The 13,501-nt window shown below is 65.5% G+C and carries 14 protein-coding genes; all 14 read right to left on the bottom strand.

What is annotated here, in order from left to right; translation table 11 throughout:
- Nucleotides 1-72 precede the first annotated feature (72 nt).
- The 14 genes from AHA_RS06355 to AHA_RS06290 all read right to left on the bottom strand — a co-directional run bounded on the left by AHA_RS06355 (nucleotide 73) and on the right by AHA_RS06290 (nucleotide 13,329).
- Nucleotides 73-954: an ABC transporter ATP-binding protein gene (locus AHA_RS06355; RefSeq protein WP_011705176.1), complete on the bottom strand. Its 882-nt coding sequence runs from the start codon at nucleotides 952-954 to the stop codon at nucleotides 73-75.
- Nucleotides 955-1,083: 129 nt separating this feature from the next.
- The gene (locus AHA_RS06350) at nucleotides 1,084-1,695 is read right to left on the bottom strand and encodes an FKBP-type peptidyl-prolyl cis-trans isomerase (RefSeq protein ID WP_005298548.1); all 612 of its coding nucleotides are present in this window, start codon (nucleotides 1,693-1,695) and stop codon (nucleotides 1,084-1,086) included.
- A 185-nt stretch (nucleotides 1,696-1,880) separates the two neighbouring features.
- The gene (locus AHA_RS06345) at nucleotides 1,881-2,000 is read right to left on the bottom strand and encodes a hypothetical protein (RefSeq protein ID WP_011705175.1); all 120 of its coding nucleotides are present in this window, start codon (nucleotides 1,998-2,000) and stop codon (nucleotides 1,881-1,883) included.
- Between the two features lie 8 nt (nucleotides 2,001-2,008).
- Entirely contained in the window at nucleotides 2,009-2,734 is a 726-nt protein-coding gene (locus tag AHA_RS06340; RefSeq protein WP_011705174.1) for a copper homeostasis protein CutC, read from the bottom strand.
- Between the two features lie 42 nt (nucleotides 2,735-2,776).
- Complete coding sequence (locus AHA_RS06335) at nucleotides 2,777-3,679, bottom strand: ROK family protein (RefSeq protein ID WP_011705173.1); 903 nt, start codon at nucleotides 3,677-3,679, stop codon at nucleotides 2,777-2,779.
- Between the two features lie 109 nt (nucleotides 3,680-3,788).
- Nucleotides 3,789-4,295: a GNAT family N-acetyltransferase gene (locus AHA_RS06330; RefSeq protein WP_011705172.1), complete on the bottom strand. Its 507-nt coding sequence runs from the start codon at nucleotides 4,293-4,295 to the stop codon at nucleotides 3,789-3,791.
- The gene (locus tag AHA_RS06325) at nucleotides 4,283-5,089 is read right to left on the bottom strand and encodes a M48 family metallopeptidase (protein ID WP_011705171.1); all 807 of its coding nucleotides are present in this window, start codon (nucleotides 5,087-5,089) and stop codon (nucleotides 4,283-4,285) included. Before AHA_RS06325 ends, AHA_RS06330 begins: the two co-directional genes overlap by 13 nt.
- A gap of 163 nt (nucleotides 5,090-5,252) precedes the next feature.
- Complete coding sequence (locus AHA_RS06320; protein ID WP_011705170.1) at nucleotides 5,253-6,227, bottom strand: PstS family phosphate ABC transporter substrate-binding protein; 975 nt, start codon at nucleotides 6,225-6,227, stop codon at nucleotides 5,253-5,255.
- Nucleotides 6,228-6,603: 376 nt separating this feature from the next.
- Entirely contained in the window at nucleotides 6,604-7,899 is a 1,296-nt protein-coding gene (phoR, locus tag AHA_RS06315; protein ID WP_011705169.1) for a phosphate regulon sensor histidine kinase PhoR, read from the bottom strand.
- An 8-nt stretch (nucleotides 7,900-7,907) separates the two neighbouring features.
- Nucleotides 7,908-8,597 (bottom strand): phosphate regulon transcriptional regulator PhoB, encoded by a 690-nt coding sequence (gene phoB, locus AHA_RS06310; RefSeq protein ID WP_005298527.1) that lies wholly within the window; start codon nucleotides 8,595-8,597, stop codon nucleotides 7,908-7,910.
- Nucleotides 8,598-8,699: 102 nt separating this feature from the next.
- Nucleotides 8,700-9,110 carry a VOC family protein gene (locus AHA_RS06305; protein WP_164927575.1) on the bottom strand — a complete coding sequence of 137 codons (411 nt, stop codon included), beginning with the start codon at nucleotides 9,108-9,110 and terminating at the stop codon, nucleotides 8,700-8,702.
- A gap of 126 nt (nucleotides 9,111-9,236) precedes the next feature.
- On the bottom strand, nucleotides 9,237-10,391 hold the full coding sequence (locus tag AHA_RS06300; protein ID WP_011705167.1) for a CaiB/BaiF CoA transferase family protein: 1,155 nt from the start codon (nucleotides 10,389-10,391) through the stop codon (nucleotides 9,237-9,239).
- Complete coding sequence (locus AHA_RS06295; protein ID WP_011705166.1) at nucleotides 10,391-11,566, bottom strand: acyl-CoA dehydrogenase; 1,176 nt, start codon at nucleotides 11,564-11,566, stop codon at nucleotides 10,391-10,393. Before AHA_RS06295 ends, AHA_RS06300 begins: the two co-directional genes overlap by 1 nt.
- An 86-nt stretch (nucleotides 11,567-11,652) precedes the next feature.
- A complete protein-coding gene (locus tag AHA_RS06290; protein ID WP_011705165.1) occupies nucleotides 11,653-13,329 on the bottom strand; it encodes a sigma-54-dependent Fis family transcriptional regulator in 1,677 nt (558 codons plus the stop codon).
- Nucleotides 13,330-13,501 lie beyond the last annotated feature (172 nt).

Raw genomic sequence — 13,501 nt, 5'->3', positions numbered from 1 at the left:
TGGTGCTCCTTGGGCTGGCAGGCTGGGGTGACATGCCGGTAGGCGCCGCTGCGGGGTGCCACGGGGCAGCCTTCATGCGCCGCTCCGCAGGCTGTGGCCGGTCAGATGGAGGAAGAGATCCTCCAGATTGGGGGAGCGCACCTGCATGCTGGTCAGCGGCACGCCCAGGCTCAGCAGCCGTGGCAGCAAGTCCGCCACGTCAGGGCAGCTCAGCTCCACCTGCTCGCCCAGCGGGCGCAGGGGATAGCCGAGACTGGCGAGGGCCGGGTGAGCCGCAAGGCGCACCAGCACACCGTCAAAATGCTGGGCCAGCAGGGCGACCGGGGTATCCAGGCTGAGCAGATGGCCGTGATCGACGATGGCAATCTGATCGCACAGCTGCTGGGCCTCGTCCATGTAGTGGGTGGTGAGCACCACCGTCTTGCCCTGCGCCTTGATCGCCTCGATGCGCTGCCAGAAGTGGTGGCGGGCCTGGGGATCGAGCCCCGTGGTGGGCTCGTCCAGAAACAGCAGCTCAGGGTCGCCGAGCAGGGCCAGCGCCAGCAGCAGCCGTTGCCGCTGACCGCCGGAAAGCTTGCGGCTGTCCCGATCGATAAATTCCCCCAAGGCGCACAGCTCGATGAGCTGGGCCTGGGGCAAGGGGGCCGGGTAGAGGCTGGCAAACAGTCGCAGGGTATCGCGCACCGTCAGGAAATCCTGCAGCGCCGTGTGTTGGAACTGGATGCCGATGCGGGAGCGGTAGTCGGGGCCGCGCGGGGCACCGTGGAACAGGATCTGGCCGCTGTCCGGGGTGAGGATCCCCTCCAGCAGTTCGATGGTGGTGGTCTTGCCCGCCCCGTTCGGGCCGAGCAGGCCGAAACAGCTGCCAGCGGGAATGGCAAAGCTGAGCCCGTCCACCGCTTTCACGCCGGGGAAGTGCTTGACGAGATCGACGACTTCAATGATGGCAGCCATGGGCGCTCTCCCAGCAGGAGCCATGACTATATCCAAAAGCGCAGGCGCTGCCCATGCCCCGCCGCGCGTGGCGCAAAAAAACAGACGGCGACCCGAGGGCCGCCGTCTGTATCAATCAAGCCAGCCGGATCACAGGATGTCCAGCAGCTCCACTTCGAATACCAGGGCGGAGTACGGCGGGATGGAACCGGCACCGCGTGCGCCGTAGGCCAGATCCTGCGGAATGTAGAGCTTCCACTTGGAGCCAACCGGCATCAGTTGCAGCGCTTCTACCCAGCCGGCGATCACGCCAGTGACCGGGAATTCGGCCGGCTGGCCGCGGGCGACGGAGCTGTCGAACACGCCACCGTGGGTGAAGGTACCGTGGTAGTGCACACGGACGGACTGACCGGCTACCGGTACGGCACCGTTGCCTTCCACCAGCACTTCGTACTGCAGACCGGACTCGGTGGTCTTCACTTCGGCGCGCTTGGCGTTGTCCGCCAGGAAGGCTTCGCCTTCGGCGGCGGCAGCCTTGGCGACGGCTTCCTGCTCTTCCTGCATGCGGGCGGTGATGACCTGGAAGGCATCGTTGATATCGTCACGGCTGACCGCGAACTCCAGACCATTCAGGGCATCTGCCAGACCTTGCTGCAGGGCCGGGATATCCAGACCGGCGAAGGCTTGCTGCGCCAGTTGATCACCCATGTTGCGGCCGATGCCATAGCTGGCCTTCTGTTCGATAGAGTCGTATTGGGACATTGAGAAGTTGCTCCGGGTCCTGAGGGTAAAAAGAGACGGGATAATATCAGACTTTTGCGCCGGGTGCTGCCGGCCTGGCGCCTGATTTCCCCCACCGTGGGAGAGAGTTCACACAAGCTGGCAGAAGGGCGCCGACATGCGGCGTCCTTCTGTTTCGTAGGATTATCTCCTTCGCCGAGCCGGTATCAGGCCCTGTCCAGCAGAGCCCGCACCGCCGCCACCTTGGCGCCGTCGGTGATATTGACCCGGCCGTCGTCCGAGGTGCCCATGTTGACGCCCCATGACGAGACACCATGCCGCCGCACGGCCCGTATCAGGCCCTGTCCAGCAGAGCCCGAACCGCCGCCACCTTGGCGCCGTCGGTGATATTGACCCGGCCATCGTCCGAGGTGCCCATGTTGACGCCATGGGGCACCATGCCGCCGCGCCAGCCCATGCCGGACATGTGCACCTCGTTCACCCCGGTGAACTCCACTATGGTGAGCACGTTGTCGGCATTGACCCCGGCACCCGGCATCAGGCTGGCCCGCCCCGCCAGCGCCTGCTGCATCGCCTGCAGAGTCTCCAGCCCCGCCAGCGCGGTCGGCGCGTGGCCCGAGCTCAGAATGCGCTCGCAGCCGGCGGCAACTATGGTCTCCAAGTCGAGGCGCCAGTCGGAGGAGAGGTCGATGGCGCGGTGGAAGGTAACGCCGAGGGGCCCTGCCGCCTCCACCAGCTGGGTGAGTTTGGCGGCAGGCACCCGTCCCTGCTCGTCCAGCAGGCCGACCACCACCCCTTGCAGGCCGGCGGCGCGGGCCGCCGCGATGTCCTGCAGCATCATCTCGAACTCCCCGTCACCAAAACAGAAGTCGCCGGCCCGGGGCCGGATCATGGCGTAGACGGGAACGGTGGCATGGCGCGCCGCCAGCTGCATGAAGCCATAGGAGGGAGTCAGGCCGCCCAGCCCCAGCGCAGAGCAGAGCTCGATGCGATTCGCGCCAGCCTCCTGGGCGGTAAACAGGGATTCCAGATTGTCGATACAGATTTCAAGAGAGGTCATGATGGACTCCTTTATTGGGGAGATCAGACCCCGGATCTGATCTCATAAATTGAGCAAGGCGGCCCCGCGCACCCCGCCGGCGCCGCCGAAGCGGGCCTCGCGGATCTCGGGCAGGGCAACCCCGGGCAGCAGATGGCCAGGCAGGCGCAGCGGCAGCTGTTCGTAGAGCGCGGGCAGGCCGCTCAGGCCGCCCCCCAGCACCACCACGTCGGGGTCGACCACCGAGATGGCGGTGGCCAGCCCGGCGGCCATGATTTCGAGCCAGCAGTCGACCGTGGCCACCGCATGGGGTTCGTGCGCCTCGAAGCGCCCCACTATCTGGTGGCCGCTGGCACGCTGGCCGTGGAAGTGGTGGTAGAGCCGCTCCAGCCCGGTGCCGGAGGCATAGGTTTCAAAACAGACCAGACGGCCGCAGCCGCAACGGGGACGAGGCAGGTCGGGGTACTTCATCAGCATGGTGGCCGGCAGCGGGTAGTGACCTATCTCCCCCGCCAGCCAGTTGCGGCCCTGGATGAGCTTGCCCGCCAGATAGACGGCGCCACCGATACCGGTGCCGATGGTGACGCCGAGGGCGCTGTCGGCTCCCGCCGCCGCCCCCTGATGTACCTCGGACCAGAGGAAGCAGTTGGCATCGTTGTCCACCTTGACCGGACGCGCCAGCAGTTCAGCCAGATCGGCGCCCAGGTGGCGGCCATTGATGGAGGGCAGATTGGCCGCCACTATGCTGTGGTCGTGCCGGTTGAGAATGCCGGGAAAGCCGATGCCCACCGCACCACGGGCGCCGAAACGGGCATCCGCCTGTTCGACCCGCGCGCGGATCAGCTGCTGCAGCCCTTCATAATCATTGCCGGGAGTGCTCATGCGCTCCTCGTGACAGAGATTCAAGGCGCCGTCATACACAGCGAACGCTATCTTGGTGCCACCAATATCAAAGCCGTAATACATGCCACACTCCCTTGTCGATGAGTCGCCTCACCTCAGCCTGTCCAGAGGGGGACATTGTATTAATTCGCAAAAAAAATAAAGTGACCGGAGGCGAAAAACGGGAGAGAGATCAAAGCAAACGAAACATTTGTCGCTGCAGGCAGGGCTGGCCGAGGCTCATCAGGGTGCGCTCCTGACCGTCGAACATGAAGCCGCGGCGCAAGTAGAACCCCTCGCCGATGTGGTTGCCATCGAGCAGCCACAATCTGACGCCTTCGCAGCCGGCGCGTCGCATCTGCATCGCCACCGCCTGCCACAGCCGCTTGCCGTGGCCCTGGCGCCAGTGGTCGGGGTGCAGGTAAAAGGCGCGGATCCAGGCGGTGGGGTACTCCCCCGTCGTCTCCGGCTGCCAGTAGAGCAGGCCGATGACCACCTCGTCCTGGCACAGCAGCATGGGCCTGGGGCCTGTCTCCGCCAGCCGGCGCTGCCAGATCTGCAGATGCTCGGTCACCGCCAGCTGGGCCAGCATGTCGGCACCGAGCACGCCGCCGTATGCGGCGAGCCAGCTGGCCCGCTGCATCACCGTCATGGCGGCGGCGTCATCGGGCCGCGCCATGCGCAGGCTTATGCCTTGCATTGGGGTACCAGCCCGGAGGCGCGGGCCTGCTCGTAGAGCGGCACGGCTTCAGCCTGTTGGGCCTGCAGCTCGGCGATCCGGTTCTCGTTGCTGGGGTGGGTGGAGAGCAGCTGGGGCGGCGCATTGCCACCCGCGGCGGCGCTCATGTTCTGCCACAGGGGAATGGCTTCGGCCGGATTGAAACCGGCGCGGGCCATCAGATCCAGACCCAGCCGGTCCGCCTCGCTCTCCTGCTCGCGGCCATAGGGCAGCATGACGCCGACCTCCACCCCGAGCCCCAGCGCTGCCATGGTGGCACCGCGGTATTCGCTGCTGCCCATGGCGATGTCGGCCGCCGCCAGCCCAAGGCCGGTCAGCTGGCTGCGGGAGAGCCGCTCGTTGGAGTGCTGGGCCAGCACGTGGGTCAGCTCGTGGCCGATGACGGTGGCGAGCTGATCCTGGTTCTTGGCCACCTTGAGCAGGCCGCTGTAGACCCCGATCTTGCCGCCGGGCAGGGCGAAGGCGTTGACCTGCTTGGAGTCAAACACCACCACTTCCCAGCTGGTGATGCCGTACTGGCTCGGCACCTGGGCGGTCACCGCCTTGGCGACGCAGGAGACATAGGCGTTCATCTTCGCATCCGTGCTCACCTTCTCCTGCTTCTTCATCTCTTCGAAGGAGTCGGCCCCCAGCTTGCTCATCTGCTGGGGCGAGAACAGCAGCATCTGGCTGCGGCCGGTGGGAGACTGGGCACAGCTGGCGAGCAGGGTGGAACAGAGTGCCGCCAGGCCAAGCTTGAACAGGGGAGATGTCATGGAGGTGTCCTTCACCATAAAGATGCCCTATTTTCGGAAATGCGGGCGTCCGGTGCAAGTCGACAAATCACCCGGTCTGGCGAAAGCGGTCACATACCGCCATCATGCGGCGGCCAAAAAACAAAACGGGCCCCGCAGGGCCCGTCTGGCAAAGGAAACCGGCTTACATGATGCCCAGTTTCTTCAGGTCGGCTTCGACCACCTTGGCCGGTACCGGTACGTAGCCATCTTTGGCAACGATGTTCTGGCCCGCCTTGGAGAGCACCATCTTCAGGAACTCTTGCTCCATCGGAGAGAGCGGCTTGTTCGGGTGCTTGTTCACGTAAACGTACAGGAAGCGCGACAGCGGATACTTGCCGGTGATGGCGTTGTCAGAGGTCGCCTCGATGAAGGTCTTGCCATCCTTGGAGAGCGGTACGGCGCGCACGCCGGAGGTGACGTAACCGATGCCGGAGTAGCCGATGCCGTTCAGGGAGGAGGAAACCGACTGCACCACGGAGGCAGAACCCGGCTGCTCGTTCACGCCGCTCTTGAAGTCACCGTTGCACAGGGCGTGTTCCTTGAAGTAACCGTAGGTACCGGACACCGAGTTGCGACCGAACAGTTGCAGATCCTTGGAGGACCAGTTGCCGTCCAGACCCAGATCAGCCCACTTGGTTGCGGCCTTGGCTTCGCCGCACTTGAGGGTGCTGGAGAAGATGGCATCCAGTTGCGGCATGGTCAGCCCCTTGATGGGGTTGTCCTTGTTGACGAACACCGCCAGGGCATCGACCGCGACGCGGATGGCGGTCGGCTTGTAGCCGTAGCGCTTCTCGAAGGCCTCTTCCTCGCCGGATTTCATGGCGCGGCTCATGGGGCCGAACTGGGCAACGCCTTCGGTCAGTGCGGTCGGCGCGGTGGAGGAACCGGCGGCCTGGATCTGCACGTTGACGTTGGGGTACATGCGCTTAAATTCTTCGGCCCACAGGGTCATCATGTTGGCCAGAGTATCCGAGCCGACAGAGGACAGGTTGCCCGAGATGCCGCTGGTCGGAGTGTAATCCGGCAGGTTTTTATCCACACCGGCAGCCAGGGTGCTGACGGAAAACAGGGTAGCTGCGGTGAATCCGATTACACCAGCCAGTTTGTTGAGTTTCATCCAATCTCTCCAAGGTTGCAGAACGCAGTCCATCAAAACACGGGTTAACTTGGCTCACCGCCGGCCACGCCGGACGATGCGCTGAGTGTCATTTCCTGCCCTCTTCCTCCAGTCCTGTGGTGGCAGAAGGCAAGCGTCAATCTGAGGCCGAAAGTGGTCACATCCCGAGCACTGCGATCGGCTGGTCGCGTTTCGTGCTCTCCCTGCGCCAAACCGGCGACAGGTCCGTTCTCAAGACGGCGCCAGTATCTGACCTGGCAGTGACAAATTTATGGATTTAATGTGACACTTTAATGACATGGCGGGCTTGTTTAACAAATGAAAAAAGGGCCGCCATCGCCGCCCTCTTTTGATGCCAACCCCTTGCCGGAAAAGACTATTTCACCACCACCATGCGGCCGGGGATGAGAAAGCTGAAGCGGCTGCCGAGGCCGACCCGGCTCTCGATGTCGAGCTGGCAGTCGTGGTGACTCAAGGCATGCTTGACGATGGCAAGCCCCAGCCCCGAGCCGCCGGTGTGACGGGAGCGGGCCTTGTCGACCCGATAGAAGCGCTCGGTGAGCCGCGCCAGGTGCTCGGGCGGGATCCCCTCCCCCTCGTCCTGCACCGCAAACAGCGCCATCGCCCCCTGCTTGCGCCACTCCACCGTGATCTTGCGCCCCGCCGGGGTGTAGTGGATGGCGTTGTAGACCAGGTTGGAGACGGCGCTGCGCAACTGATCCTGATCGCCGCGCACCAACAGATTGGGCTGCACCATGAACTCGATCTGGTGGGCCCGCTCGCCGGAGAGCGCCCGCGCCTCCTGCTCCAGCAGCCCCAGCATGGCGGGCATGTCCACCAGGTGGGAGAGATCCACGGTCGGCGCCGCCTCGATGCGCGACAGGGTGAGCAGCTGATTGACCAGATTGTCCATCCGGATGGTCTGCTCCATCATCACCTTGTGCGCCTTGGCCCACATGGCGGGCGGCGGCGGTTCCTCGGTCATCTCCAGATAGCCCTTGAGCACGGTCAGCGGTGTGCGCAGCTCGTGGGAGACGTTGGAGACGAAGTGCTTGCGGGTCTTCTCCAGGCTGCGCAGCCGGGTCACGTCCCGCACCACCAGCATGGCCTGATCCTCGGCGTAGGGCATGATGCGAAACTCGAGAAACTTCTCCTCGTTGATGGGCGAGGTCATCTCGAACGGTTCATCATACTGCCCCTTGCCGAGGTAGGCGCCGAAGGCGGGATTGCGAATGAGGTTGCCGATGTGCTGGCCGGCATCTTCCGGCCAGCGAAAACCGAGCAGCTGCTCGGCCAGCCGGTTGCACCAGAGGATGCTGCCGTCGGTGCGAAACACCACGGCCGCATCGGGCAGAGCCTCCGCCCCTTCCCGAAAGCGGCGGATCAGCCCCGCCAGCTCGCGGCGGCGGGCCCGGTGGCGCTGCTGCAACTTGTAGATGCCGTTGAAGATGTACTCCCAACTGCCGCTGCCGTTGGGGGGCACCAGGCTGCGATCGTGCCACAGCCAGTCCGACAGCCGCTTCTGGAAGCGATAGTGCCAGCCCAGGTGCAGCACGGTGGCCGCCAGCAGGCAGAGGGCGAGGGTATTCGTCAACCAGCCGACCAAGGCGAAGGGCGCATAGAAGAACGCCATTCGCCACAACTGGCGCCGCCAGGCATAAGGTTGCAACATAACTTCCTCTACAGACGGGTTGAGAAGCGATAGCCTGCGCCGCGCACCGTCTGGATCAAGCGATCGTGCCCCGTCTCTTCAATGGCCTTGCGCAGGCGACGGATGTGCACATCCACGGTTCTGTCCTCGACGTACACATTGGTACCCCAGACATTGTTGAGCAGCTGCTCGCGGCTGTAGACCCGCTCCGGGTGAGTCATGAAGAAGTGCAGCAGCTTGAATTCGGTCGGCCCCATGTCGAGCGCCTTCTCCTCGGCGCTGACCCGGTGGGAAACGGGGTCCAGCTTGAGCCCCTGCACCTCGATCACCTCGTCCACCGAGGTGGGAGAGACGCGGCGCATCACCGCATGCAGACGGGCGGTGAGCTCCTTGGGCGAGAACGGCTTGGTGATGTAGTCATCGGCCCCCGCCTCCAGCCCGCGCACCTTGTCCTCTTCCTCGCCGCGAGCGGTCAGCATCACCACCGGGATCTGGCGGGTCACCTCATCCTGCTTGAGCTGCTTGATGAACTGGATGCCGCTGCCGCCCGGCATCATCCAGTCCAGCACGATGAGTTCGGGGTAGGGTTCGCGCACCTTCGCCAATCCGTCGGCAAAATCTTCAGCTTCTACTGTTTCATATCCCTTCTGCTCGAGCACGAAGCAGAGCATTTCGCGGATCGGTGCTTCGTCCTCGACCACCAGAATTCGCTTAGCCATATCCCTTCTCTCTCCTCTGTGAAGATGGGTGCGCCAATTATTAGAACTTTCTGTGACACTTTTATGACTTTATGACAGGCGGGATGATAAACGTTTTCAGATTCAGTTGGCAGCAGCGAGTTGCAGCAGATCCCAGCGGTTGCCACTGATGTCCTCGAACACCACTACGGTGCCGTAAGCCTCGATACGCGGCTGTTCACAAAAGTGGACACCGTACGCCTGCATGCGCTGGTAATCGCCCCAGAAGTCGTCGGTCTCGAGGAACAGGAACACCCGGCCGCCCCCCTGCTGGCCGATGGCGGCCCGCTGCTCCGGAGTGGCGGCACGCGCCAGCAACAGGGCGGAACCCGGGGCCCCCTTGGGGGCAACCCGCACCCAGCGCTTGCCCGGTTTGCCCGGCTCGTCGAGGGGCGTGTCTTCCAGCAGCTCGAACCCCAGTCCCTGGGTAAAGAAGGTGATGGCCGCATCGTAATCGGCCACCAGCAGGGCCAGGGCGCCAATGTGTTGTGCCATGGGAAGTTCCTCAACAGATGAATGGACGGGGCGCATCATAACGGGGGACGGCCCCGGGCTCCAGCACCGGGGCAGATGAGAGGACAAAGGGCAGAAGACGGGTGCATCCCGTCTAAAGCAATCGGTTCAGCCCTGCCCGAGCCAGTCGCGCAGCACGCTATCCCGGTCCCCGTCCAGCGCCGGCGAGGCGCGCCCGTAGCGCACCGGGGTGGCCGACAGATGCAGCGGATTGGCCAGGGTGGGCAAGGGTTGCTCGCCGCGCTGCACCTGCTGCACCCAGCCACGCACCGCCCCCTGCTCGAGGGCGAACAGGGCATCCAGGGTGAGGATGGGGCCGCCCGGCACCCCGGCCGCCTCCAGCATGGCACTCCACTCGGCGCTGCTGCGCGCCAGCAGCCGCTCGGCAATCAAGGCATTGAGCCGGTGGCGCTGGCGCACCCGGGCGCTGTTGCTGGCAAAGTCCGGGTCCTGCGCCCAGCCGGGTTCCCCCAGCAGGGCCGCCAACGCGGCAAACTGGCCGTCGTTGCCCACCGCGAGGATCAGATGGCCATCCCGGGTGGGGTAGACGTCGTAGGGGACGATATTGGGGTGGCCGTTGCCAAGGCGTCCGGGCGCCTGACCGGTGGCGAGATAGTTCATCGCCTGGTTGGCCAGCACCGCCACCGACACGTCGAGCAGGGCCAGATCGATCTGCTGCCCCTCCCCGGTCCGCTCCCGGTGGCGCAGAGCCGCCTGGATGCCGATGGTGGCGTAGAGGCCGGTGAGGATGTCGACAAGCGCCACCCCCACCTTGACCGGCCCGCCGCCGGGGGCCTCGTCCGGCTGGCCGGTGATGCTCATCAAGCCGCCCAGCCCCTGGATCAGCAGATCGTAACCGGGTCGCTGGGCCCAGGGACCGTCCTGGCCAAAACCGGTGATGGAGCAGTAGATGAGCGCTGGGCGGCGGGCCTTGAGGCTCGGGTAATCGAGGCCATAGCGCGCCAGCCCCCCTACCTTGAAATTCTCGATCACCACGTCGGCCCGCTCCACCAGGGCCAGCAGGGTCTCGCGATCACGGGCCAGATCGAGGGCGATGGAGCGCTTGCCCCGGTTGGCGGCATGAAAGTAGGCCGCCTCCCCCGCCACCAGCTCGGGCGGGCCCCAGTGGCGGGTGTCGTCACCGCGCCCGGGGGCCTCCACCTTGACCACGTCGGCGCCGAGATCGGCAAGCAGCTGGCTGGCCCAGGGGCCGGCCAGCACGCGGCTGAGATCCAGCACGCGCACGCCGGCAAGGGGCCCCATCACTCAAATGCCTGCAGGTCGGTCTGGGCCCGCCCCAGGATCAGGGCGTGGATGTCGTGGGTCCCCTCGTAGGTGTTGACCGCCTCCAGGTTCATCACGTGACGAATGACGTGAAACTCGTCGCTGATACCGTTACCGCCGTGCATATCGCGGGCGACGCGGGCTATCTCCAGCGCCTTGCCACAGCTGTTGCGCTTGATGAGCGACACCAGCTCCACCGGGCAGCGCCCTTCGTCCATCAGGCGCCCGGCCTGCAGGCAGCCCTGCAGGCCGAGGGCAATCTCGGTCTGCATGTTGGCCAGCTTGAGCTGAAACAGCTGGGTGGCGGCCAGCGGGCGGCCGAACTGCTGGCGATCCAGCCCGTACTGGCGGGCGGCGTGCCAGCAGAACTCGGCGGCGCCGAGCGCCCCCCAGGCGATGCCGTAGCGCGCCTTGTTGAGGCAGCCGAACGGCCCCTTGAGGCCGCTCACCCCCGCCAGCCGGTTCGCTTCTGGCACGAAGACCCGCTCCATCACTATCTCGCCGGTGATGGAGGCGCGCAGGGAGAACTTGCCCTCGATCTTGGGGGCAGAGAGCCCGGCCATCCCCTTCTCCAGCACGAAGCCGGTGATCTCGCCATCCAGCTTGGCCCACACCACGAACAGATCGGCGATGGGGGAGTTGGTGATCCACATCTTGTTGCCGGTCAGCAGATAGCCGCCGTCGACCCGCTCGGCACGGCTCTTCATGGAGCCAGGGTCGGAGCCCGCGTCCGGCTCGGTAAGGCCGAAGCAGCCCACCAGTTCGCCCCGGGCCAGCCCCGGCAGCCAGCGCTGGCGCTGGGCCTCGTCGCCATAGGCGTGGATCGGGTGCATCACCAGGGACGACTGCACGCTCATGGCCGAGCGGTAGCCACTGTCGACCCGCTCCACCTCCCGGGCGATGAGGCCGTAGGCCACGTGATTGACCCCGGCGCAGCCGTACTGCTCCGGCAGGGTGGCGCCGAGCAGCCCCAGCTCCCCCAGCTCGTTCATGATGGTGCGGTCAAACTGCTCGCGGCGGTTCGCCTCCAGCACCCTGGGCATCAGCCGTGCCTGGCAGTAATCGCGGGCGGCGTCGCGGATGAGCCGCTCCTCTTCGCCGAGCTGGCCATCGAGAAAGAAGGGGTCTTGCCAATCAAATCGGGTACGCGTCATAAAGCACTCCATGCCATGCAAAAGAATCATCAAAGGGTCTCTTGTGGACCCATCTTAACCACGAAAAAGCTCAGGCAACAAACCCCTCAGCCTGCCTCCCGCAGCGCCCGATAGAGGGTAGTGCGGCTGATGCCGAGCCGGCGCGCCGCCTCGCTCACGTTGCCATCGCACTCTGTCAGAGTCTGCTGCACCCGTTGCCGGTTCTGCTCGCGCAATGTACTGCCCGCCACCGCCATGGTGGCGGCCGGTGCCACCGCCACGGTCGGCAGATGCAGGTGGGCAGGCTCAATCCAGCCCTGCCCCTCCGCCAATACGCAGGCCACTTCCAGCGCCTGCTTGAGCTGGCGCACGTTGCCGGGCAGCGGGTGGGCCAGCAACTGTCCCTCGGCCTCATCGGTCAGGCGCAGGGCGGGATCCATCTCGGCGAGCAGGCGCGAGATCAGCGCCTGCCGCTCGCGGGCCGGCCAGGCCCGCAGCGGCGCCAGTTGCTGACGCCAGCCGCAGATCCGGTAGTAGAGATCTTCCCTGAACGTCCCGGCCGCCACCATGGCCGCCAGATCCCGATGGCTGGCGCTGACCAGCCAGAAATCCACCGCCTCGGGTCTGTGGCTGCCGACCGGGGTGACGGCGCGCTCCTGCAGCACCCGCAGCAACCGGGTCTGGGCCAGCAGCGGCAGCTCGCCGATCTCGTCCAGCATCAGGATGCCGCCGTGGGCGGCGCGCAGATAGCCCTGGCTGCCCTGGCTGCGAGCACCGCTGAAGGCCCCGCCGACATAGCCAAACAGCTCGGCCTCCACCAGCTCCGCCGGCAGGGCGCCGCAGTTGACGCACACCAGCGGTTGCGCCCGCCGGCTCGACTGCCCGTGCAATTCGCGCACCAGATGCTCCTTGCCGCTGCCGGTCTCCCCCTCGATGAGCAGCGAGATGCCGCGCTCCAGCATCTTGAGCGGCACCTGCCGGCCGTGCGAGCCGCCGGTATCGGCCGGCAGGCCGGGCAGGGTCGCCACGGGATGAGCCTCCGGCACCAGCCGCAAGCCACGCCGATCCCGCAGCAGTTGCTTGCCGTCGAAGGGGTGCTGGCCGAGCCAGAGCCGACCGGCCCGGTTGGCCCCGAGCAGCTCGCCCTCCTCCCCCAGCAGCAGACGGGCGGACCAGAGACTCTGGGGCTCGAGATCCACCAGCCAGCCCGGCTGGCGCGCCAGCAGCGCGTTTTCCAGGGTCATGGCCAACAGCCGCACCGTGCCCAGCATGTCGCCATCGTGATGGGCCGCGTCGGTGGAGATGTCGAGCACCCCGAGCAGTTGCCCGTCCGGCCCGAGCAGCGGGCAGGCGCTGCAGCTGAGAAAGCTGTGCTGGGCGAAGAAGTGCTGATTGCCGAGCACCTGCACCTCGCTCTGCTCGGCCAGCGCGGTGCCGATGGCGTTGGTGCCCTTGCTCGCCTCCCCCCAGCGGGCGCCGCTGCGCAAAAAAATGCGCTCGGCGTGGCGAGCGAAGCCGTCGTCACCGCTGGCGGCCAGGATGGCGCCTTCGCCATCGCACAGCAGCAACCGACAGGGGCGCCCTGCCAGCAACTGGCCAAACAGCGGCAACACGAAGCGCTGGAAGCTGGCGATCAGCACCCTGTGCTGCTCCTGACGGGCCGACAGCTCCCCCTGGGGCAGCAAGTCCAGCTCGGCGCTCTGCCGGCGGCTCAGCCCCTGATTCAGGCAGCGCTGCCAGGAACGCTCGATCGGGCTGGCACTGGATTGAGATAATTCGCTCATCACGCCTCCTGTTCACAAACGGCACGACTGTCACGGTCACTGTCCAGAATCGGCACAGTTTCCTCACCTTCGCCCTGGTTATTGGTTAACCAAGATACGCTGCCACATCCCGTTTGATAACGTTTTTGTAACTTTTGCTGTGCTGGTCAGACCCTCTGGCACGCCCCTTGCG

Source organism: Aeromonas hydrophila subsp. hydrophila ATCC 7966 (genome assembly GCF_000014805.1).
Taxonomy (GTDB): domain Bacteria; phylum Pseudomonadota; class Gammaproteobacteria; order Enterobacterales; family Aeromonadaceae; genus Aeromonas; species Aeromonas hydrophila.
The sequence above is the reverse complement of the archived record's forward strand: the minus strand, read 5'-3'. Positions and strand labels throughout refer to the sequence as shown.

Coding starts and splice junctions, on each gene's coding strand:
- AHA_RS06355 (WP_011705176.1), bottom strand. CDS start 954: ATGGCTGCCATCATTGAAGTCGTCGATCTCGTCAAGCACTTCCCCGGC.
- AHA_RS06350 (WP_005298548.1), bottom strand. CDS start 1,695: ATGTCCCAATACGACTCTATCGAACAGAAGGCCAGCTATGGCATCGGC.
- AHA_RS06340 (WP_011705174.1), bottom strand. CDS start 2,734: ATGACCTCTCTTGAAATCTGTATCGACAATCTGGAATCCCTGTTTACC.
- AHA_RS06335 (WP_011705173.1), bottom strand. CDS start 3,679: ATGTATTACGGCTTTGATATTGGTGGCACCAAGATAGCGTTCGCTGTG.
- AHA_RS06330 (WP_011705172.1), bottom strand. CDS start 4,295: ATGCAAGGCATAAGCCTGCGCATGGCGCGGCCCGATGACGCCGCCGCC.
- AHA_RS06325 (WP_011705171.1), bottom strand. CDS start 5,089: ATGACATCTCCCCTGTTCAAGCTTGGCCTGGCGGCACTCTGTTCCACC.
- AHA_RS06320 (WP_011705170.1), bottom strand. CDS start 6,227: ATGAAACTCAACAAACTGGCTGGTGTAATCGGATTCACCGCAGCTACC.
- phoR (WP_011705169.1), bottom strand. CDS start 7,899: ATGTTGCAACCTTATGCCTGGCGGCGCCAGTTGTGGCGAATGGCGTTC.
- phoB (WP_005298527.1), bottom strand. CDS start 8,597: ATGGCTAAGCGAATTCTGGTGGTCGAGGACGAAGCACCGATCCGCGAA.
- AHA_RS06305 (WP_164927575.1), bottom strand. CDS start 9,110: ATGGCACAACACATTGGCGCCCTGGCCCTGCTGGTGGCCGATTACGAT.
- AHA_RS06300 (WP_011705167.1), bottom strand. CDS start 10,391: ATGGGGCCCCTTGCCGGCGTGCGCGTGCTGGATCTCAGCCGCGTGCTG.
- AHA_RS06295 (WP_011705166.1), bottom strand. CDS start 11,566: ATGACGCGTACCCGATTTGATTGGCAAGACCCCTTCTTTCTCGATGGC.
- AHA_RS06290 (WP_011705165.1), bottom strand. CDS start 13,329: ATGAGCGAATTATCTCAATCCAGTGCCAGCCCGATCGAGCGTTCCTGG.